Here is a 21,538-nt window from a genome sequence, read left to right on the forward strand (position 1 = left end):
AGCTATAAGCTAAACTGCCTTAAATTTATTATTTTTTAGATAAATACTCTTGCAAGCTTTTTACCTCAAGTGCTTTGCCGGTTTGTACCGAGCTTAGCGACTTAGCAGCTGCAAGTGCTGCGCGGATCGTTGTAAAGTAAGGTATCTTGAATCTAGACAAATTTTAAGCTCTCAAGCATTTTTATATCACTAAATTTATCTCTAAAATTTATAAAATTTGCTTCTAGCTCAGCCTTTCGCTTAAGTGCAATATCTATAAATTCTGGTTCTTTTTCAATACCAACAAAATCTCTACCCAACAAATTTGCAGCTATGCCGGTTGTTGCAGAGCCTGCAAATGGATCACAAATGACACTATTTTCATTACTTGCCATCAAAATAAGCCTTATCAAAAGCGAAAGTGGTTTTTGTGTAGGGTGCTTACCGCATACTTTGTCCCAAGGAGAAATCGCAGCAAAACTCCACACATCTTTCATCTGTTTATCTCCATTTATCCGCTTCATAAGCTCATAGTTAAAGATGTGTTTATGTCTCTCATCTTTTCTAGCCCAAATGATCTGCTCAGTACTATGCGTTAGATACCTACAGCTAAAATTTGGCGGAGGATTAGTCTTTTGCCATGTAATGATATTTAAAATTTTATAATCAAGCTTTTGAAGCGCCCTACCGATAGAAAAGATATTGTGATATGTCCCACTTATCATTATACTGCCATTATCACTAAGTGATCGCTTAGCAAGCTTGAGCCATTTTAGGTTAAATTCATCAATTTCATCGATATTTGTGCCCTCATCCCACTTACCTTTATTTACGCTAACTATCTGCCCGCTTTGGATGCTAAGTCCGCCATTTGAAAGAAAATATGGTGGATCCGCAAAGATAAGATCAAACTCGCCTTTAAATTTAGCTAGTTCGCTAAAGCAGTCGCCATTTATGAGCCTAAAACCGTTATGCATTTTTAAGCTCATTTATAAAAAGGTGCAAATTTGCAAGATTATAAATCCTTACACTCTTATAGGCTTCTTGTAGCTTATTTCTAGCATCGTGCCAACCCCAGCCATCAGTGATCCAGATAAATTTATACTCTGGCAAATATGAGATCTTTTTGGCTATTTCGATGTAGGCTCTTGCTACTTCGTTTAATTTCGAGCCACCGCCACTATAAAAATTTGCTTCGATTAGATAAGTGATATTTTGTATGCGAGTCGAAAAATCAAATATCTTCACATCACTACCTAAATTTAATGAAAAATTTGAGCTTGATACTTCAGCTTGAAAGCAGATATTTTCACACTTTTTAGAGAATATCGAAGCTGCTTTGAGGTACTAAATTTACTAATTGCCGTTCGAGAAAGTGGTAGAAAAGTTGTGAGCTCAAGCGGCAGTTTACTTGAGCTAAAGAGTTATTTTGATGAGCCAGAGAAAATTTACAGCTTTCTTTTAGAGACTGGGCTTGATGAAGTTTTCAAGGATAGAAAAATTAAAAATTTATGTGATTATGTATTTGGCGTGGAAGTTGGACTTGATACAAACGCTAGAAAAAACCGCAGTGGAACAAATTTTGCGAATTTAATTTCAGAAAGGTTTCATTCTGAAAATATCTGTTTTCAAATCTTTTGAACCAAGCAAAGAATTTAAAGCATTAAGTTTGATAGCGACCTTCGCAAGGTTCTTAGAACATTTTTCAAAATCACAAAAGTAGCCAAGTGTAGCATTTGTCTCTTTTAAACTTGCCATAAATTCATCAAAAGGAGTTATATTATTCATTTTTTACCTTGATCTTTTGGCTTACTTGTGGACAAGATTTAAATTTCACCTCAGTAAGATCATCAGCTCCAAGCACGATCTCGCTCTTTTCATAAGCCTTTTTGGCGATCTTACATGCCTCATGCTGATCTTTTGCTTTAAACTTTATTTTTTTACTTAAAATTTCAGTTATCTCAACTTCAAATTCACTCATTAAATCCCCATTTTTATAAATGCTTGCTCACTCTCTCTTTCAAGCTGCCTTGATATATCTTCGTAACTAGCAAATTTTACCTTTTGAGCTATCTGCTCGTAGATGCTAGCTCTCAAAACGCTTTCATACTCTCTTTCCCTCTTTTTGTCTGCGACTATAAACATCCTAGCATTAAAGTCTTGAAGCTCAAAAAATTTATTTAGTGAATTTTTAAAGTCTGTACTATGTTCAACTTCGTAAAACGAGTTTGGCAAATTTCTTTCGTTAAACCATATTGCATCTATTGTTTTTGCTCTTTTAACGATATCTTCATAACTAAATTTATATATCTCACTCAAGCTCGCAAGCTCGCAAAGTTTCTTATCTGATTTATAAATTTTGTTCTTATCTTGAGCTGGGATGAATGTTTGAAAATGTCTTAAATTTCCTATCTCAACGATAACGCCTTGAAAATAAGAATGTGTAAATTTCTCATTTTGCTCACTCTTACTATCGCCTGTTTTGGCTAAATTTTTATCTCTGAACTCACAAAGCCCCCAAAGTCCGGCTCTGATCTTATAAAATTCTTTATTAGTCTGTACTATCCGTCTTATGCTAGCAAATGGAGTTTTACTACCCCAAGTGCTAACATCAGTTTTATGATAAAGATCAAAAAGCGTTGCCATGCCACCAAGGCTAGCTAACGCTTCTACTACGCACTCTTTTTGGTTCATTTCTCGCTTAGATACTCTTGCAAGCTTTTTACTTCAAGTGCTTTTCCAGTTTGAACTGCACTTAGCGACTTAGCGGCCGCAAGTGCTGCACGGATCGTTGTAAAATATGGAATTTTAAATCTAAGCACGTTTTGGCGGATCTTTTTGCCATCATCCACGCTTGATTTTGTATCACTTGTATTTATAACAAGTGCGATGTCGCCGTTTTTTAGCCTATCTTCGACGTTTGGTCTGCCTTCGCTTATCTTATAGACAAACTCAGCCTCAACGCCAGCTTCACTTAAAATTTTATGCGTACCGCCAGTTGCGATGATGCTAAAACCAAGTGCTATTAGTTCTCTTGCAAGATCAGGCGCGTAAGATTTATCAGCGTCGGCTAGCGTTAAAAAGACCCTACCTTTGCTTGGCAAAGTGTTGCTCGCAGCGATCTGACTCTTTGCAAATGAGCTTGCAAAATCGTGGCTTATGCCCATTACTTCGCCCGTACTCTTCATCTCAGGACCAAGGATGAGATCAGCGCCGCTTAGCTTGTTAAACGGCAATACACACTCTTTTACACAAATATGCGAACTTACGCGAGGTTTTAGGATGTCGCCGTCCTCATAAACAACTCTATAATCATCATAAAATTTAAGCGCCTCACGTAAATTTCCCTGCCACATAACTCTTGTTGCTACCTTTGCCATAGGCACGCCAGTAGCCTTGCTCACAAACGGCACAGTCCTACTTGCACGAGGATTTACTTCTATCATATAAAGCTCATTTTCATAGATGGCAAACTGGATATTCATAAGGCCGACAACGCCTAAATTTAGCGCAATATCCCTAGTTTGCTTCTCTACTTTTTTTATCATTTCATCACTTAAACTCATCGGTGGCAATATGCAAGCTGAGTCGCCAGAGTGAATTCCAGCCTCCTCTATGTGCTCCATTATAGCACCTATATAGACCTCTTTGCCGTCACATATTGCGTCTACATCAAGCTCTTTTGCGTCTTGTAAAAATTTATCAAGTAGCACTGGCGAGTGGTTGCTAACCTTTACTGCCTCATTCATATACTCTTTTAGTTCGCTCTCGCTATGCACTCTTCTCATTGCCCTACCGCCTAAAACGTAGCTTGGGCGAACGAGTACTGGATAGCCGATAGTTGCGGCTTTTTGCAAGGCTTCTTCTAGGCTCGTAGCGGTGTCATTTTTAGGCTGAAGGACGCCAATTTTATTTATAAATTCGCTAAATTTCTTTCTATCCTCGGCCACATCGATCACTCTTGCAGTTGTACCGATGATCTTAGCGCCGATCACGCTTAGGCGCTTTGCAAATTTAAGCGGAGTTTGGCCGCCAAAATGCACGATCACGCCGTCTGGCTTTTCACGCTCGATGACTGATCTAACGTGCTCAAAATCAATCGGCTCAAAGTACAAAATATCGCTCGTATCGTAGTCGGTTGAGACGGTTTCTGGGTTGCAGTTATACATTATCGTTTTTACACCAAGGTCTCTTAGGGCGTAGCTTGCGTGCACGCAGCAGTAGTCAAACTCTATTCCCTGGCCGATCCTATTTGGACCGCCGCCTATTATCATCACCTTTTTAGCATCTTTTGCCAGCTCTTTTTTAGGAAATTTAGTGATATTTGTAGATGAGTAAAGATACGGCGTTAGTGCCTTAAATTCGCCTGCACAAGTATCGACCTCGTTGTATTCAAGCTCGATACCAAGCTTCTGCCTAGCAAAATAGATATCATTTTGACTAAGCTCAAGATCGTCTTTTTCATTTATAAGCACAGCTATCATTTTGTCTGAAAAGCCCATGCTTTTGACCTCTCGTAGCAGCTCTTCGTTGTTTAATATATCCATGTCGATCTTATCTTCAAATTTAACTATCTCATAAATTTGTTCTAAAAACCAAGGATCGATCTTGCTAAACTCATGCACCTCAGCCACACTAAAGCCATCCCTAAATGCCTGCGCAATATATAAAATTCTCTGCTCGTTTGCATTTCTGATGCCATAAACCAAGGCATTTTTTTCTAAATTTAAGCTATTAAATCCGCAAAGGTCGCGCTCTAGGCTGCAAAGCGCCTTTTGGATACTCTCTTTAAATGTCCTACCTATCGCCATGACCTCACCAACTGACTTCATCGCAGTGCCTAGATATGGGTTTGACCCTGGGAATTTCTCAAATGTAAAACGTGGAATTTTTGTCACGATGTAATCAATCACCGGCTCAAAGCTAGCAGGCGTGCCTGTGATGTCGTTTTTGATCTCATCTAGGCTAAAGCCAACTGCTAGTAGCGTCGCAACCTTTGCGATAGGATAGCCAGTAGCTTTACTAGCAAGGGCTGAGCTGCGGCTCACGCGTGGGTTCATCTCGATAACGATCATGCGGCCACTTTTTGGGTCTATGGCAAACTGCACGTTGCTGCCGCCCGTATCAACGCCGATCTCACGAAGTATGGCAAAGCTAGCGTCACGCATAGCCTGATACTCTTTATCTGTGAGTGTTAGTGCTGGTGCGACCGTGATGCTATCGCCTGTATGAACGCCCATTGGGTCAAAATTCTCGATCGAACAGACAATGATGCAGTTGTCATTTCTATCTCTGATGACCTCCATCTCGTACTCTTTCCAGCCAAGCAAACTCTCTTCTATTAAAATTTCATGTATTGGGCTTGCGTCAAGGCCAGTATTGGCTAGCTCTTTAAACTCATCCATATTATAAGCTACACCGCTTCCTGCACCACCAAGCGTATAGCTAGCTCTTATTATTAGTGGGAAGCCTATCTCATTTGCTGCATTTAGCGCATCGTCCATGTTATAAGCATATCTACTCTCAGGCAGGTCCATGCCAATCTTTTGCATAGTTGCTTTAAAAATTTGTCTATCTTCACCCTTTTTTATCGCTTCTGGGTTTGCACCAAGAAATTTCACATCCTTTAAAAGACCACTCTCAAAGACATCCATAGCGGCATTTAGCGCTACTTGACCGCCCATCGTTGGCAAGATGGCATCAATATTTTCTTTTTCGATAATCTTTAAAATACTATCTTTTGTGATCGGCTCAATATACGTTGCGTCGGCAAAATTTGGATCAGTCATGATGGTGGCTGGATTTGAGTTGATAAGCACTACGCGATATCCAAGCTCTTTTAGCGTCTTGGCTGCTTGCGTGCCTGAGTAGTCAAATTCGCACGCTTGACCGATGACGATAGGGCCAGAGCCTATTAGCAAAATGGTATTTATATCTGTTCTTTTTGGCATCATTTTTCCTTTGTAACAACGTATAGGTAGTTTGGTATGTTTAGTTTTACATAAGGCTCAACTATCACACTTTGATATGAGCTCTCTTTTAAAATTTTACTCACGCGCCCTACTGGCACCCCACTAAAAAATATCCCATCAAGCCCGCTTGTAAAGACCTCATCGCCCTCTTTTGGACTGAGCCATTGTGGGATAAATTTCACCATTATTTGACCTTGATTTCCATGGGCAACGCCTGGAATTTTATCATTTCCTATATAGACAGCAAAGATACTTTTAGGGTCATTTTGTAAGTAAGCTAGTGGCTTGCCGTCTTTTGATATGACGATACCAGCGCTACTTCCTTGATATATGAGCCCGTAAATTTTATTTGGATCGTATCCTTCAAATTTACTTATCCAAATTTTATTATAATCTCCAATATTTACGTAACTAAGCCCTTTTACTAACTTGACAGCTGGAGTATAGGCAGTCGAATTTTTATCTTTTAAAATCTGATTTAGCTCATTTGCAAATGTCGATAGAAGCGTAGCTGCGCGCTCTAGCTCTTGATTTTGCGCTCTTAGCTTCTCTATCTCACTAGCCTGCCTAAAATACTCATTTATGTAGTCTTTTATACTTTTAGCAAAATTGTCATATGAATTTATAGCGTAGTTGCTAAATTTAATAGAAACGTTGCTTAAAATTTCACCCTTAAATATCGAAGCTCCTGCAAGCAACGCTATAAAAACAAAAAGAACAATCTTACTCTTCATTTGTCAGCTGTTGTAAAAGTCCGATCTCTTCAAGTGCCTTGCCTGTTCCTCTAGCAACCGCAAGCAGTGGCTCGTCAGCTACAAAAACTGGAAGTTTAACGATATCAGATAAAAATTTATCAAGTCCTCTAATAAGCGCTCCACCACCAGTTAGTACGATACCAGTCTCCACGATATCGCCAGCAAGATCAGGTGGCATCATCTCAAGCACGGTTTTAAGCGCATCTGCGATCTCTTTTAGTGGCTCTCTCATCGCCTCTCTTACATCTTCGCTTGTTAGCTCGACTCTACTTAAAAGACCACTTACCTGGTCGCGACCTTTTACCACTACACTTAGCTCTTTTTCAAGCTGCACAGCAGAACCTACAGCGATCTTTATCTCCTCGCCTGTTCTCTCACCTATTAGTAGGTTATATTTTTCTTTTATGTAATTAACAATGCTAATATCAATCTTATCACCAGCTGTGCGGATTGATTTTGAAATAACTAGACCACCAAGCGAGACAACACCTATCTCAGTCGTACCACCACCGATATCAACTACCAGGTTACCCTGTGGCTCACGAACTGGTAAATTTGCGCCAATCGCTGCTGCCATAGGCTCTTCGATCAAAAATACCTCTCTTGCTCCAGCGCTTAAGGCACTTTCTCTAACAGCCTTTCTTTCAACCTGGGTTAGCCCATAAGGAACTGAGATGATGATCCTTGGGCGTAGAAAGCTCTTTCTTTTGTGAGTCTTTTCTATAAAATAGCGTATCATGCGCTCAGTCATATCAAAATCCGCAATAACGCCATCTCTCATCGGCCTTATCGCCTCGATATCGCCTGGAGTTTTTCCTACCATCTCTTTTGCAGCATGTCCGACCGCTAAAATTTTTTGTTTGCCATATTTCTCACGCCTTACCGCAACAACAGAAGGCTCATTTATTATTATGCCTTTATCCTTTACCAAAACAAGTGTATTTGCCGTACCTAGATCTATACCCATATCACTTGAGAAAAAACCTATAACCTGATCTAAAAACATCTATTTCCTTTACGCTATTTTCTTATCGTGCTTTATTAAAATTGGCTTTGCCTTATCTTTTACAGTCTCTTTTGAGATAACAATATCATACTCTTTTAACTCTGGTAGCTCATACATTATGTCTGTCATAAGCTCTTCCATTATACTTCTAAGCCCTCTGGCTCCAGTCTTTCGCTCGATAGCTAAACTTGCTATCTCTTCAAGTGCCTCATCATCAAATTTAAGCGTAGCACCATCAATCGCACAAAGCTTTTGGTATTGTTTTAATATCGCATTTTTTGGCTCGGTTAAAATTTTAACCATATCTTCTTTTGTTATCTCGTTCAAAGTAGCTACTACGTGAAGTCTGCCAATAAGCTCTGGGATGAGGCCATATCTTACAAGATCGTCTGGCTCAAGTAGGCTTAGTAAATTTTCTTTTTCGTTTTTGCCACGTTTTTCTTGATTAAATCCAAGTACGTTTTTACCAACTCTTCTCTCGATAATATCAAGAAGTCCGTCAAATGCACCGCCGCAAACAAATAAGATATTTGTCGTATCTATCTGGATGAAGTCTTGGTTTGGATGTTTTCTGCCGCCTTTTGGTGGGATGTTCACGACGCTACCTTCGATGATCTTTAAAAGTGCTTGCTGTACGCCTTCGCCCGAAACGTCTCTTGTGATGCTTCTATTTTCACTCATTCTAGCGATCTTATCGATCTCATCTACAAAGACAATGCCCTGCTCCGCCTTTTTAACATCGCCATTTGCAGCTTGCAAGAGCCTTGTTAGGATATTTTCAACATCCTCACCGACATATCCAGCCTCAGTTAGGCTTGTGGCGTCACAAATTGCGATAGGCACATCAAGAAATCTCGCTAAAGTCTGAGCCATCAACGTCTTACCACTTCCAGTTGGGCCAACAAGCAAGATGTTTGATTTTGAAATTTCAGTATCGTCTTTGATGTCGCTTTGTTTAAAAATTCTCTTATAGTGGTTATATACGCCGACGCTAAAGACCTTTTTAGCCCTATCTTGACCGATCACATAGTTATCAAGTACAGCTTTTAGCTCCTTTGGAGTGAGCTTTTGATACTCTATCGTTTCGTCATTTTTACTCTCTTCTACGCTAGTATCTCCATGTATCATATCGTATGCAGCAGCGATACAATACTCGCATATATAGGCATTTCCTTCGATATCTGCAAGTAATCTTCTCTCGGCAGACTCTGCCTCTCCACAAAAATTACACTTTCTAGCCATTAATCTCTTCCTTTTGCAAGCGGAATTCCTCTTGTCGTTTCTAATATAAATTTACACATTTTCTTTACGTTTTCGTCGCTGGTTTTAGCGATCAGCTCGTTTGCTTGATCTTTTAGGCTAATGCCTTGATTAAACAAAAATTTATAAGCGCGAACAAGCTCTTCAACCTGCTCTTTGTCAAATCTACGTCTAATGCCGACTAAATTTAAGCTTCTTATATATGCTCTATTGCCCTCAGCTAGGCAAAATGGCACAACATCCTGGCTAAGCGCGCTTGCACCTGCGATCATGCAGCTCTCACCCACTCTAACAAACTGATGAATAGGCGTAAGACCACCCACAACAGCGTAGTCACCAAGCTCGACGTGACCTGCCAGGGTTGCGTTATTTGCCAAAATGACGTTGTTACCAATGATGCAATCATGTGCGATGTGAGAGTAGGCCATGATAAAGGCATTATCACCGATCCTTGTTATACCATCGCCTTTGTGCGTGCCTGAGTTTATCGTGCAAAACTCACGTATAGTTGCGTGCTCTCCGATAATAACGCCGGTATCAATCTCATCTTTATAGCTGATATCTTGTGGGATGTCGCCTACGATCGCATAGCTAAATACACGAGAGTTATCGCCGATCCTCGTCTTACCAAGCACCCTTGCGCCTTGTTTTATCGTGACGTTGTTGCCAAGGACCGCATCTTTACTTACAAATGCATAAGCCTCGATATTTGCGTCATCTCCAATGATCGCTCCATCTTCTATAACGGCTGTTTGGTGGATATTTTTCATTGTCTCTCTTTTTTTAAAGCCTATTTATCTACTATCATCGCTTTTAGTTCAGCCTCAGCGCAAAGTGCGTCATCTACATATGCCTTACCTTCAAGCACCCAGATATTTCCCTTGTGCTTTAGCACATTTAGTCTATACTCTAGCCTATCTCCAGGACGGACTGGATGGCGAAATTTTGCTCCGTCTATGCTCATAAAATAGACTACTTTATTTTCAATGCCAGCTTGATGCTCGTCGCTCATACTCTTAAATGCTAGCACGCCGCCAGCTTGCGCCATGCCTTCGATTATCATTACGCCAGGATATATCGGATGGCCCGGGAAGTGCCCCTGAAATATCGGCTCGCCAATGGTTACATTTTTATAAGCGACAATGTTTTTTGCAGGCTCTAGCTCGACAACTCTATCTATAAGTAAAAATGGAAATCTATGTGGGAGAATTTTTTGAATTTCTACGACGTCTATCACGTTTTAGCCTTAGTAATGTAAATTTTGGCAGATTGTAACAAATTTATACTAAGAAAAAAATTATTAGCCTCTTTTAAAAATCTCTAAATTTCGCCTTATGTGGCAAAAATTTAATTCACTGCTTTAAGATAAATTTTATAAACTCACCTTTTAGTCTAAAACCAAAATTTCTTCGCTATCGTTATAAAAAACAGCCTTTGCGTAAATTTCGTAGCTACCCTTTTTGACCTCGTCTAGGATGATGATAGGATTTTGCGAAAACTCCCCGCTTATATCACGGCGAAATTTTAGCTCATCATCAAGCTCAAGCGGCCTTTTGCAAAGCTCATCAACACTTTTAAATTTGCTATTTGTAAATTTATTAAAGTGCTCTATGCTCATAAATATCGTGCCCTCTTTTAGCTCATCATCGATCTCGCAATCGCACTCCACGTTAAGCTTTAAGCTCTCTCTTTTAAAGCCAGAGTAGAGCACAAAGTAGCTTGGCACCACAACTGCTTCAAATTTAACACTAGCGCGCAAAAGCCTGTAGTTTAAAAATCGCCTTCTAAAAAGGTGAAATTTCTCTCCTCTCGCCTCGCAAAGGCGCACCTTTTTGTAAAGCTCAAGCCTAGCCTCAATGCTGCCATAAAGCGCCCTTGCGTGCAGCTCGCTCATTAGCTCACTTTGGGGTAAATTTTGCGAGTCGCGCTGTTTTTTTAAGGCAAAGACGCAGCCACAATAATTTTGGTGATAGAGCTTGTCTTTTTTAGCGAGGATAAACTGCTCGCTTGTGCCGCCATTTTTTCTATAATCAACCGCAACAGCTTCTAAATTTGAGCCAGCCACCGCCTCATCAAGCGCCTTTTTAAGCTGAGAAAAGTCCTTTTTTGGGCTCATCAAAAGCGTCGTCGTGATCTTACTAAGTCCTAGCTCAAGTGCCTTTTTAGCTGAGTCTTTCATACGAAAGTCAAAGCAGTATTCGCACCTTTTACCCTTTTCTGGCTCATCTTCAAGCCCCTTTGTACCACCAAGCCACGCTTCGTAGTCATACTCGCCACATATTAGCTTAATGCCAAGCTTCTCACAGCTTCGTTTCACGTCCTCAAAACGCAGTAAAAATTCGCTATATGGATGTATGTTTGGATCATAAAAATAGCCTACTATGCGCTCATTTGGATGATCTTTTCGTAGGCGCTGTAAAAAGTAGTGGCTATCGACCGAGCAGCAGATGTGAACTAGCAAAATTTAACCTTTTTTTGCTTGCATTATATCAAAGATTATTTTTATAAATTTTTGCAGCATCGAGGTATTTTTTAAGGACATTTTGGCTTGCAAGAGCATCAAATTTACCCCACGCCACCTGCTTGCCAGCCTCGATTATTAGCACTTTTTGTGCTATCTTCATCGCACTTAAAATATCGTGCGTGATAAAAATAATGCCGATCTTTTCATCTAAGCTTAAAAGCAAATTTATGATCTTTTGCTTCGTCTCATTATCAAGCCCGCTTGTTATCTCGTCGCAGATTAGGATTTTTGGCTTTGAAAGAAGCGCTAGCAGTATCCCAACCCTTGTCGCCTCGCCGCCACTTAGTTGAGATGGATATTTTTCTAAAATTTCATCTTTTAAATTTAAATTTACCAAAAGCTCTTTGAGCTCATTTTCGCTAAAGCTAAGCTTAAGATACGACCTCACGTGAGCGATGGCAGTTTTTACTTTTAGCGCTGGATTTAGGGCTTGTTTTTGGTTTTGCAAGATATATCTGATATCTTTTTTTAGCTCATTTTTGTCTGTGATCTCTTCACTGTTTATATAAATTTTGCCCCCGCTTTTTGGCTCGCTAGATGATATTAGCTTTGCAAGCGTGCTTTTGCCACTGCCACTTTGCCCCAAAATGGCTAAATTTTCGCCATCATCAAGCTCGCAACTTATCCCCTCTAAAAGGTGCAGCACTTCAGCTCTAGCGTTAAAATGCTCCTTAAAGCTTAAACTTTTTGATACATTTTCAAGCCTTATTTTCATGCATTTTCCTTTAAATTTAGCCGCCCATCTCTCATCTGCCAAATCTCATCACTAAGATAGTTCGTTAGCGCCTCATCGTGAGAGATAAAGACGACGCTCATCTTACCCTTTAAACTCTCCAAGATGCCCGCCACGTGGCTACCGCTAATGCTATCAAGCCCGCTTGTTATCTCGTCGCAGATTAAAATTTTTGGCTTTAAGCAAAGCGCAAGAGCGATCTGTACACGGCTCGCCTCGCCGCCACTTAGCTCGTATGAGTATTTGTGCCAGATGAGATTTGCATTACCCAGCCCAAACTCCCTAAAATAAGCAAATGCAAGCTCTTTATTTGATTTATTATCGCCGCCAAGATAGGCGTTAAAATGATCGCCCACGTTTAAGAGCGGATGAAGACTGGCAACTGAGTTTTGAAAGATGAGCGCAGCGACCTTTTTTCGGTGCTCTTTTAGCTCATTGTGGCTAAGTTTTAAGATATCTTTTTTATAAATGCTAAATTTATCTGCCCTCACTCTAAAATCATCATCAAAAAGCTTTATTAAGCTCTTTGCAAAGAGCGATTTACCACTGCCACTTGCACCCGTGATACCTATAAATTTACCCTCACTCATGGCAAAATCAAGCTCTCGCAAAAGCTTCTTATCCTTATAAAAAACGTTTAAATTTTTAATCTCTATCATATTTTTATATTGCCATTTTTTGAATTTGACGTGATGATCGAGGTTGCAAGGATGAGCAAAAAGAGTGTCACGCCAGGGAAAAGCACCATCCACCAAGAGCCGAGAAAAAGCGCCTCTTTGCTCTCATTTAGCATGATGCCAAGGCTTATTTTATTTGCGTCGCTACCCACGCCAAAAAAGCCAAGCGTGGCCTCCATGACGACAGCGTTTATCGCGTTTATGCCAAAGATACTAACTATTAGATGCTTTAAATTTGGCAAAATTTCAAAGCAGATAAGACTAAATTTACCAGCTCCATTTATTACGGCTTGCTCGGCGTAGTCGCACTTTTTACTAAGTCTTAAATTTTGCATAAAAACTTTTGCGCCCTGCATGAACGAGCAAATGGCGATGATAAACGAGGTGATAAGCAGATCTCCGCTACTAAATGAGCTAAAAAGCATGATAAAAACGATGTTTGGTATGCTTAAAAATGCATCAAGTCCCTTATCAAAAAGGCTCTCGCAAACTCTGCTCTTACTCGTGCCAAAATATGCATAGATGAGCGAAAAAAGCGTCGTTAAAAAGCCAGCTAAAAGCAAGATAAGAAGCGAGTTTTTAAGCGCGTAGGCAACTCTTATGAGATTGTCCCTGCCTAGGATGTCAGTGCCAAAGATATGCTCGCTACTTGGGGCTAAATTTACCGCCATAAAGTCAGTAAAATTTGGCTCAAATTTAGAGAAAAATGGCGTCACAAAGGCAAATGCAACAAGCGCTAAAAAGACAAAACAGGCTAGGAAAAATATGACTTTTCTCATAAATTTCTCTTATCTGCCAAGATAGCGAAAATTTTTGCTAGTAAATTTGCAAAAACGACAAAAATGGCTGTTAGCAAAATGGTTGCAAGTGCGACTGGATAGTCTTTGGCGATCACTGCATCAAGACTTAGTTTGCCTATGCCCGGAAATGAAAAAATACTCTCAATGACGTACGAGCCAGCAAAAACGCCAGCCACAAGTGTGGCGAAATAATAAACCATATCGGTGCTTGCGTGCTTTATGGCAAAGAGATAAATTTTGCCACGTCCCAAGCCTCTAGCGTGAGCCGTCTGGATAAAGTCAGTATTTAGGCTTTGATTTAGCCTGTCTCTTACAAATTTCACATTTGCACCAAGGTGTGGCAAGATGATGGCAAGCGTTGGCAAGATGATAAATTTAGCCCCAACGCCGCTAGATCCTAGCTTGTTTGCCCCAGAGCTTGGTAGCAAATTTAGATAGACGCTAAAGATCGCTATTAGCACAAGAGCGATGTAAAAATGCGGCAGTGATGCCAGCAAAAAGGAGCTAAAATTTATAAAGATATCGGCAAATTTATTTTTATAAATGGCGCTTAAAAGCCCCAAGAAAAAGGACAAAAAAACTATCAGAAAAAATGAGGCAAAAAACAAAATAAGCGAGTTTAAAAGCCTCTCTTTAATGAGTAAAAAAACACTTGCCCCACTTACAAAGCTAGTGCCAAAGTCCCCTGTGAGAAAGCGAGCTAGCCATCTAAAATACTGCACAAAAAAGCCATCTTTTAGCCCCAAATTTTCTAAAATTTGCTCTTTTATAGCCACGCTCATCGCCTCACTTCGCAAAAACATCGCGTCAGTGACATTTCCTGGCAAAAAGTATATGAGCAAAAATAGAAAAAATGAGATGAAAAACAGCAACCCAAGGCTTGAGATCGCTGTTTTCAAAATGGCTCTAAACAAAGTTTTTATCCACTATTTTACTTGCCACTCTCTTATGTTCCATAAAAATCCAGCCCCATGGTGACCTAAAATTTGCGTTTTTATGCCTGAAATTTTGTTGTTAAAAACGAGCGGATAGTCGAGATAGGCTATAAAAATGTAAGGTGGATTTTCAAAAAGTGCTTTTAGAAATTCTTTGTAGTATTTTTTCCTAAGCTCCACGTCCTTTGTATATCTCGCGTTTTTTAAGGCAAGATCGACGTTTGCGTCCTTGTAGTGGCTAAAATTCCAGCCATTTTCATTGACATCGATGTCTGCAAATCCACCAAAAATTCTATACGTGTGAAAATCTGGGTCAAACGGGCTTCCCCAGCCAATAATAAAGCTATCAACCTCGCTTATGCTAAAGGCTGTTCTTGGCTTTGCGTAGGCCTTGGCTCTCACGCCAAATTTATTTAGCTCACTGCTTAAAATTTTGGCTAGATTGACCCTTAAGATGTCGTTATTAAAAGCGTAGATGTCAAAGCCAAGTTCCTTGCCGTCCTTTTCAAAAAAGCCAGCCTTGTTTTTCTTAAAGCCGCTCTTTTCAAGCAGCTCCCTAGCCTTTTGCGGATCGTAGCTAAATTTAAACTCGCTGTCGTTTGCAAAGCTTTTTTCTATCGGATTGTTCGCTACGCTTGCATATCCGTGAAATAGTTTTTTAACGATCTCATCTTTATTGACCGCGTAGTTTAGGGCGATCCTTACATTTTTATCTTGAAAAAGAGGATCATTAAAGTTAAACATCAAAGCTCTATAGTCCGCACTTTTAAATTTAAGCAAGCTTAATTTTTTATCATCTTTTATGAAATTTACGCCAGTTGGAGAGATGAGCGCAACATCGATCTCGCCACTTTTAAGCCCAACGAGCCTTAAATTTTCATCACCAACAATTTTAAAAAATACCCTTTTTATCTTTGGCTCACCCTTGTAAAATTTATCATTTGCCACAAACTCCAAACTCTCATCTTTTTTCCACTTTACAAGCTTGTATGCGCCAGTGCCGATGGGTGCCTCGTTAAATTTATCAGTTGAGATATCTTTACCTTTTAAAATGTGCTCAGGCAAAACACCAAAACTAAGTGCGTCAAGAAATGGTGGAAAAGGCTCATTAAGCGTAATCTTTACTTTATAATCACCTAAAATTTCAACACTTTTTACCACTTCATAATTTGAGATAGCAGGCGCGTTTAGCTTCTTATCTTGAGCCGCTTCGATAGTAAATTTAATGTCTTTTGCGCTAAATTTCACCCCATCATGCCAAAAAGCATCATCTCTTAGCTCAAAAATATACTCCAACCCATCATTGCTTACTTGCCAAGACTTCGCAAGCTCTGGTACGATGTTGCTATTTTCATCATGGCTCGTAAGCCCCGAAAAAACGAGTGAAAGCGTAGGATCGTGATCCTCATCGTAGAGTGGATTTATACGAGGTGTTTGCTCCTCGATAGCGACCACGACTTTACTCTCATTTGCGTAAAGATAGGTGCTAAACAACAAGAAAAATACAAATAAAATTTTCTTCATCACAATCCCCTTTGTTTAAAAATATTTCTGCATAGTAATACGAATCGTATAAAAGTGTTATTAAGCTAAATGTAAATTTATAGTATAGAAGTTTTAAATTTCTAACTATCTTTTAACCTTTTTTGAAGTAAAATCTCTCCCTATTTTAGACAACAACAAGGCAAATTTTACAATGAAGAAAAATAAAAAAACAGCACTTATTTCAGCCATCTGCGTAGTTTCACTTTTAGTTATTTATACTATTCTTGGATTTTTTGGAGTACCTTATGGCATTAAAAATATCGCTCCAAAGTATCTAAAAGACTACAACGCAACACTTTTTGTAAAAGAGGCTAAATTTAATCCATTTACCTTTGAGCTAAATGCCACAAATACCGAGCTAAACACTACTTCGCCACTTTTTAGCACAAAGCAAATCGACATCAAGCTAAAGCCATTTTCTATCTTTAAAAAATTAGTTGAAGTTGATATTTTTAGGCTTCAAGAGCCAAATGTCAAAATTTTACGAGATAAAAATTCAAAATTTAACTTTAGCAATTTTATAAGCGACGATAACGCAACTACCGAAGATAACAGCACTAGCTCTATAAATTTTGCCTTAAATAACGCAAAAATCATCAAAGGCTCATTTTCATATAGCGATCAAAACCTCACAAATCCATTTAACGTAAGCTTTGATGATATAAACTACGAGCTAAACTCTCTAAATACGAAGAAAAATAGTGCAGGTAGCCACATCTTTGACTCAAACTCGAGCTTAGCTCACAAGATCGATCTAAATGGCGATATCAAGCTAAACCCCCTAAAAATCGAGGGCAATATCAGCATAAAGAACTTTAGTATCGATCCAGTGGCGATTAGCTTTATCGATAATGACACACTAAATCTTAAAAATGCGGTCATAAATTTAGGAATAAATTACGCTTTAATTGCCGACGAGAACGCTACAAATATAAATTTAAAGGATAGCTTTTTAAATGTAAAATCGCTAAACATAGATGAGGGCAAAAACGAACTAAGCCTTGGTGAGCTAGAGCTTCCAAAATTTGATCTATCAAGTAAAATAGCAGACAAGATAGATGCTAAATTAGAGTTAAATGCCATAAATTTAAGCGATGTTTCATTTAAAAATGCAATAACAGCAAGCTTAAAATCACTAAATTTAAACGATATTTCGCTTTTAGCAAATTTAAATGAAAAAAGTGAGCTAAATGCGACAGCTGCACTAAATAGCATAAATGCAAATGCCCTAAAAATAGACGAAATCAGTAAAAATTTAGTAAATCTAAAAGATATAAATGCCTCAAATTTAAATGCAAATTTAGCAAATAACAAAACAGCTCTCACGCTTGAAAAAATAGCGTTTGATGGTATCAATGCTCCACTTAGTAAAAATGCGAATGCAAATGTGACAGGGGCCAAATTCTCAAACATTAGCTTTATCCAAGATACTAATAAAAGCCTTGCAACTCTTGATGAGCTTAGTATAAATGGCATAAATTTAAAGGCAAAAAATAAAGAAATTTTAGATATCGCTGACGTGCTGACAAAAACGATCAAATTTGATATTTTAAATATGGCTTTGAGTGCTGAGAATATCGATGTAAATAGACCAAAATTTAACTCGGAGTTAAATGATAGCGGCTTAAGCGCGATAAACCAGCTTGGACTTGGTGAGCAAGAGCCAGCAAAAACAGCCAATCATCGCACTAAAACTAAAAAAGAGAATACATCAGCTTCAAAAAGCAAAGAGAGTGAGTTTAAATTTGACATAAAAAATATCAATGTAAATAACGCCAATATCGCTTTGACGCATCTTTTTGAAGGCGAGAAGATCGCTCATAAATTTGATAATTTGTTTGTAAAAATAGCAAATTTAAGTAGCGATTTTAGTAAGCCATTTGACGCAAAAGTGGATATGAAAAGCTCGCAAAAGCTAAATTTAGACCTAACCTCAAAGATCAAACTTGAACCACTTGATATAACTGCTAAAATCAAACTTGAAGATAAAAATTTGCCAAAATATTTTGCCTACGCAAAGCCATTTTTAGAGGCAGATCTTTCAAGTGGAGAGATGAACGCAGATGCCCAGCTTCACTATACAAAAGATATAAAAGCGGACGCAAAGCTTAGCGTAAAAGATATTAGATTAGATGATAAAAATAAAGAAAAGCTAATCGCGTTTAAAAGTTTAGATGTAGATAAAATTTCACTTTTTAAAGATAATCTTGAAATTACTGGAGTTGCTTTAAATTCACCATTTATCAAGGCTCATCTAAGCAAAGAGCGTGAATTTAATCTAAGCAAAATCGTAAAAGAAGATAAAAGCAAAGCCCAAAGTGAGCAAAAAACTGAGAGCAAAAAGGCAGCTATTAAAAAAGATGACGAGCTAAATTTTAGTATCAAAAATTTCTCACTTAACAACGGCGAGGTTGATTTTTCAGATGCGTCACTATTTATGCCATTTGCTACAAAGATTTCAAATCTAAATGGCAAGCTAACCGACATTGATAAAAAACGTCCAAGTTCTGGCGAGTTCAAAGGCACAGTTGGTAAAAACGGTTTTTCTCAGATTACAGCAAAACTATTTCCTTTTGAGCTAAAGCAAAATACCGATATTAAGCTTGATTTTAAAGATATCGATCTAATCGATATAACACCATATAGTGGGCAATTTTTGGGTTATAAAATAAAAAAAGGTAAGTTAAATTTAAATCTAAATTATAGCGTTGTTGATTCAAAACTAAACGGCTCAAATCTTATAAATTTTGACACACTCACACTTGGAGAAAAGGTTGATTCAAAAGATGCTGTAAATTTGCCACTTTCGCTTGCTATATCGATATTAAGCGATCAAAATAATCAAATAAATATCGACCTACCAGTTGAGGGGAATTTAGACGATCCTGACTTTAAATATGGCGGTGTCATTTGGGCTGCTGTTAAAAAACTCTTTGCAGACATTACGTTAGCTCCGTTTAGATTTTTGGGTAATGCTCTAGGGCTTGGCGGCAAGGATCTTAGCTCTATTGATTTTCTTGCTGGAAGTAGCGAGCTAATAAGCTCAGAAGCACCAAAAATAGCTGATTTTATAAAATTAACTACTGCAAAGCCTATGATGAAACTTAGCATCACGCCTACTTACTCCGAAATAGATGTGCTCTACTTTAAAGAAAAAAAGCTTGATCAAAAGATAAATCAAATAATCGCCTCAAGTGGCAAAGATTATATCACTGTGCTAAATTCTCTCGTTCCAAACGCTAAAGATAAAAGCGATAAAGCCTTAAGAGAAGAGGCAATAAAAGCTATCGAAGTGGATAAGGAAAAGCTGGTTGAGCTAGCAAATGAGCGTGCAAATGCAGTAAAAGAAGCACTCATAAAGGCTGGGCTTGAGACTGGTCGCATAAATGTAAATGATGCAACAAGCTCAGAACCTAAGCAAAACACCTATACAAGCGTGCTTATGGGAGTGGCGAACTAAATTTCATTTATTTCGCTGCTTCTTGCGTTGTAAACAAACCAGCTAAGAAGCATGAGCATCATAAATGCGCCAAAGACTAGGCTTGCGTAAAAATATAAGCTAAAGCCTTCACCTAGTAAATTTGCATTGTGAAGAGCGATCATAACGCCAGCAAGTGAAATTAAATATCCAATTAGCTTGATGATAAAAATTTTTGGATTTACAAGGATGAGTAAAAGCCCGCAAAGCATGACACTAAGGGCTATTTGTAAATTTAAAATGTCAGCTTGAGCATTTGAGCCAAATGTCAAAAAACCAAGCAAAAATATGACTAAAAACATCAAAACAGCATAAACTGCCCTGCTTCGTCCAAAGCTATACATAAAGCAAACAAAGCCTTTGTTATGTTTGTTGTAGTCCATTTTTCGCTCCTATGTAACAAGTTCTTGTATTTTAATGCCAAATTCTTAAATAAAGGCTTTAATCTGAAATTTCACTCATTTTGGCTAATATTTTACATCTTAAAAAGGAGCAACAATGCCTTATGTTAATATCAAAATAGCAGGCCCAGAGCCGACAAAAGAGCAAAAAGATCAAGTTTTTAAAGAAGTAACCGAGACACTTGTAAGAGTGCTTGGCAAGAAAAAAGAGGCGGTTATGATTTTCATAGAAACTCATGATGCTAGCAACATCGGCGTAGGTGGCGAAAGCGTAGAAGATAAGAGAAAGGTGATAAAATGAGCGAATTTAGCAAAGCAGACTTAGAAAGAAAGATAACGCTTGAGGTTGGCGATAAAGCGCCAGAGTTTGAAGCGCTAAATCAAGATGGCGTAAAGGTCGCACTAAAGGACTTTATAGGCAAAAACGTAGTGCTTTACTTCTACCCAAAGGATAACACCCCAGGCTGCACGACTGAGGCTTGCGAATTTAGCGCAAACTACGATCAGTTTATCAAAAATGACACAGTTATCATCGGCGTTAGCCCAGATAGTGTGAAATCTCACGTTGGCTTTATTGCAAAGCAAAATTTAAAGCACATTCTATTAAGCGATGAGGATAAAGAAATTTCAAAGCTTTATGGTGTTTGGCAAGTTAAGAAAAACTACGGCAAAGAGTATCTTGGTATCGCAAGAAGCACATTTGTGATCGGCAAAGACGGCAAGATAGCTAAAATTTACAAAAGCGTAAAAGCCAAAGACCACGCTGCAAAGGTGCTAGCTGATCTTGTAAAATAAGGAGCAAAGATGAAGCTTATAAAAATGCTAATTTTAAGTACATTTTTTGCACTAAATTTATCAGCACTAACTGAAGGCGTGGAGTATCAAACTCTAGCAAAGCCGCTTAATGTGCCTAAAAACTCGGTCGTTAAGGTCTTTAGCTACGACTGCCCACACTGCTATAAATTTGACCGGACTATCACAAAAAAGCTGATGTCAAAGCTTGAAGATGTGAAATTTATCCCATATCACCTAAGTACAAAAGGCAAGCTTGGCGAGACCGCGAGTAAAATTTTTGCCGCTCTTATATTGATAGATGAGGCAAATGGCACTGATCTACTAAGCGATGAGTCAAAATTTAAGCAAGCAAAATTTGCGATCTATAAAGCAAGACATGATGAGAAAGATGATTTTAATGATGGCAAAGATAAAGAAAAATTTATAAATTTAGCCCTTAAAGCAGCTCACGTGAGCAAGAACGACTACGAAAAAGCACTAAATAGCGAAAGAGTAAAAGAGCTTTTAGACGCATGGTTCGCCTCTTATGATGTTGCTAGCATTAGCGGCGTGCCAGCTTTTGTAGTAAGTGGCAAATACTTAATAAATTTAAGCGCAGCTTCATCAATCGATGAGATGGCAAAGATCATACAAGAGCTTTTAGATAAGTAGTTTTTAGCAGGCAATATCTGCAAATTT

The 21,538-nt window shown here is 38.6% G+C and carries 23 protein-coding genes and 1 pseudogene; 5 read left to right on the forward strand and 19 right to left on the reverse strand.

What is annotated here, in order from left to right:
- Positions 1-28: 28 nt before the first annotated feature.
- From FZ940_RS09710 to FZ940_RS08420, 3 genes and pseudogenes are all read right to left on the reverse strand, one after another.
- Positions 29-160 carry a hypothetical protein gene (locus FZ940_RS09710; RefSeq protein WP_262367630.1) on the reverse strand — a complete coding sequence of 44 codons (132 nt, stop codon included), beginning with the start codon at positions 158-160 and terminating at the stop codon, positions 29-31.
- Positions 153-956: a DNA-methyltransferase gene (locus FZ940_RS08415; RefSeq protein WP_262367631.1), complete on the reverse strand. Its 804-nt coding sequence runs from the start codon at positions 954-956 to the stop codon at positions 153-155. The genes FZ940_RS09710 and FZ940_RS08415 overlap by 8 nt, the downstream gene beginning before the upstream one ends.
- Positions 949-1,290 (reverse strand): annotated as a pseudogene (locus FZ940_RS08420) (DpnII family type II restriction endonuclease); the annotation flags it as partial. The pseudogene FZ940_RS08420 and the gene FZ940_RS08415, both read right to left, overlap by 8 nt.
- Between FZ940_RS08420 and FZ940_RS08425 the strand changes: the two are divergent.
- Positions 1,273-1,620 carry a DpnII family type II restriction endonuclease gene (locus tag FZ940_RS08425; protein WP_107811577.1) on the forward strand — a complete coding sequence of 116 codons (348 nt, stop codon included), beginning with the start codon at positions 1,273-1,275 and terminating at the stop codon, positions 1,618-1,620. The pseudogene FZ940_RS08420 and the gene FZ940_RS08425 overlap by 18 nt on opposite strands.
- Here the strand turns inward: FZ940_RS08425 and FZ940_RS08430 are convergent.
- The 15 genes from FZ940_RS08430 to FZ940_RS08500 all read right to left on the reverse strand — a co-directional run bounded on the left by FZ940_RS08430 (position 1,576) and on the right by FZ940_RS08500 (position 16,165).
- Complete coding sequence (locus tag FZ940_RS08430; protein ID WP_107811576.1) at positions 1,576-1,767, reverse strand: DpnII family type II restriction endonuclease; 192 nt, start codon at positions 1,765-1,767, stop codon at positions 1,576-1,578. The genes FZ940_RS08425 and FZ940_RS08430 overlap by 45 nt on opposite strands.
- A complete protein-coding gene (locus tag FZ940_RS08435; protein WP_148822229.1) occupies positions 1,760-1,960 on the reverse strand; it encodes a DpnD/PcfM family protein in 201 nt (66 codons plus the stop codon). The genes FZ940_RS08430 and FZ940_RS08435 overlap by 8 nt, the downstream gene beginning before the upstream one ends.
- Positions 1,960-2,673: a type II restriction enzyme NmeDI-related protein gene (locus tag FZ940_RS08440; RefSeq protein WP_107811575.1), complete on the reverse strand. Its 714-nt coding sequence runs from the start codon at positions 2,671-2,673 to the stop codon at positions 1,960-1,962. Before FZ940_RS08440 ends, FZ940_RS08435 begins: the two co-directional genes overlap by 1 nt.
- Complete coding sequence (gene carB / locus FZ940_RS08445; RefSeq protein ID WP_148822230.1) at positions 2,670-5,930, reverse strand: carbamoyl-phosphate synthase large subunit; 3,261 nt, start codon at positions 5,928-5,930, stop codon at positions 2,670-2,672. The genes FZ940_RS08440 and carB overlap by 4 nt, the downstream gene beginning before the upstream one ends.
- Positions 5,930-6,685: a rod shape-determining protein MreC gene (mreC, locus tag FZ940_RS08450; RefSeq protein WP_148822231.1), complete on the reverse strand. Its 756-nt coding sequence runs from the start codon at positions 6,683-6,685 to the stop codon at positions 5,930-5,932. Before mreC ends, carB begins: the two co-directional genes overlap by 1 nt.
- On the reverse strand, positions 6,675-7,712 hold the full coding sequence (locus FZ940_RS08455; RefSeq protein ID WP_021090637.1) for a rod shape-determining protein: 1,038 nt from the start codon (positions 7,710-7,712) through the stop codon (positions 6,675-6,677). The genes mreC and FZ940_RS08455 overlap by 11 nt, the downstream gene beginning before the upstream one ends.
- Before the next feature lie 9 nt (positions 7,713-7,721).
- Positions 7,722-8,954, reverse strand: coding sequence for an ATP-dependent Clp protease ATP-binding subunit ClpX (gene clpX / locus FZ940_RS08460; RefSeq protein ID WP_021090629.1), 1,233 nt, complete (start codon positions 8,952-8,954; stop codon positions 7,722-7,724).
- Positions 8,954-9,742, reverse strand: a complete 789-nt coding sequence (gene lpxA / locus FZ940_RS08465) for an acyl-ACP--UDP-N-acetylglucosamine O-acyltransferase (RefSeq protein ID WP_103592797.1) — start codon at positions 9,740-9,742, stop codon at positions 8,954-8,956. The genes clpX and lpxA overlap by 1 nt, the downstream gene beginning before the upstream one ends.
- Before the next feature lie 20 nt (positions 9,743-9,762).
- Entirely contained in the window at positions 9,763-10,209 is a 447-nt protein-coding gene (fabZ, locus tag FZ940_RS08470) for a 3-hydroxyacyl-ACP dehydratase FabZ (RefSeq protein ID WP_021091063.1), read from the reverse strand.
- Positions 10,210-10,359: 150 nt separating this feature from the next.
- Positions 10,360-11,433, reverse strand: a complete 1,074-nt coding sequence (locus tag FZ940_RS08475) for an epoxyqueuosine reductase QueH (RefSeq protein WP_148822232.1) — start codon at positions 11,431-11,433, stop codon at positions 10,360-10,362.
- 28 nt (positions 11,434-11,461) lie between these two features.
- Positions 11,462-12,211, reverse strand: coding sequence for an ATP-binding cassette domain-containing protein (locus FZ940_RS08480; RefSeq protein ID WP_148822233.1), 750 nt, complete (start codon positions 12,209-12,211; stop codon positions 11,462-11,464).
- Entirely contained in the window at positions 12,208-12,888 is a 681-nt protein-coding gene (locus FZ940_RS08485) for an ATP-binding cassette domain-containing protein (RefSeq protein ID WP_107698251.1), read from the reverse strand. Before FZ940_RS08485 ends, FZ940_RS08480 begins: the two co-directional genes overlap by 4 nt.
- Positions 12,885-13,685 carry an ABC transporter permease gene (locus FZ940_RS08490; protein ID WP_107698252.1) on the reverse strand — a complete coding sequence of 267 codons (801 nt, stop codon included), beginning with the start codon at positions 13,683-13,685 and terminating at the stop codon, positions 12,885-12,887. Before FZ940_RS08490 ends, FZ940_RS08485 begins: the two co-directional genes overlap by 4 nt.
- Complete coding sequence (locus tag FZ940_RS08495; RefSeq protein WP_262367632.1) at positions 13,682-14,605, reverse strand: ABC transporter permease; 924 nt, start codon at positions 14,603-14,605, stop codon at positions 13,682-13,684. The genes FZ940_RS08490 and FZ940_RS08495 overlap by 4 nt, the downstream gene beginning before the upstream one ends.
- 27 nt (positions 14,606-14,632) lie before the next feature.
- Positions 14,633-16,165, reverse strand: coding sequence for an ABC transporter substrate-binding protein (locus FZ940_RS08500; protein ID WP_148822235.1), 1,533 nt, complete (start codon positions 16,163-16,165; stop codon positions 14,633-14,635).
- Between the two features lie 172 nt (positions 16,166-16,337).
- Here FZ940_RS08500 and FZ940_RS08505 point away from each other — a divergent pair, with 172 nt between their 5' ends.
- On the forward strand, positions 16,338-19,646 hold the full coding sequence (locus tag FZ940_RS08505) for a DUF748 domain-containing protein (RefSeq protein ID WP_148822236.1): 3,309 nt from the start codon (positions 16,338-16,340) through the stop codon (positions 19,644-19,646).
- Here the strand turns inward: FZ940_RS08505 and FZ940_RS08510 are convergent.
- The gene (locus FZ940_RS08510) at positions 19,643-20,047 is read right to left on the reverse strand and encodes a hypothetical protein (protein ID WP_148822237.1); all 405 of its coding nucleotides are present in this window, start codon (positions 20,045-20,047) and stop codon (positions 19,643-19,645) included. The two genes, FZ940_RS08505 and FZ940_RS08510, sit on opposite strands and share 4 nt — an antisense overlap.
- Before the next feature lie 115 nt (positions 20,048-20,162).
- Between FZ940_RS08510 and FZ940_RS08515 the strand changes: the two genes are divergently transcribed.
- From FZ940_RS08515 to FZ940_RS08525, 3 genes are read left to right on the forward strand one after another with little or no spacing between them, the layout of a single operon-like run.
- Positions 20,163-20,366 (forward strand): tautomerase family protein, encoded by a 204-nt coding sequence (locus FZ940_RS08515; protein ID WP_085657868.1) that lies wholly within the window; start codon positions 20,163-20,165, stop codon positions 20,364-20,366.
- Entirely contained in the window at positions 20,363-20,860 is a 498-nt protein-coding gene (gene bcp / locus FZ940_RS08520; RefSeq protein WP_107792837.1) for a thioredoxin-dependent thiol peroxidase, read from the forward strand. The genes FZ940_RS08515 and bcp overlap by 4 nt, the downstream gene beginning before the upstream one ends.
- Before the next feature lie 9 nt (positions 20,861-20,869).
- A complete protein-coding gene (locus tag FZ940_RS08525; RefSeq protein WP_148822238.1) occupies positions 20,870-21,511 on the forward strand; it encodes a thiol:disulfide interchange protein DsbA/DsbL in 642 nt (213 codons plus the stop codon).
- Positions 21,512-21,538 lie beyond the last annotated feature (27 nt).

The organism is Campylobacter concisus (assembly GCF_902460415.1).
GTDB classification, from domain to species: Bacteria; Campylobacterota; Campylobacteria; order Campylobacterales; family Campylobacteraceae; genus Campylobacter_A; species Campylobacter_A concisus_Y.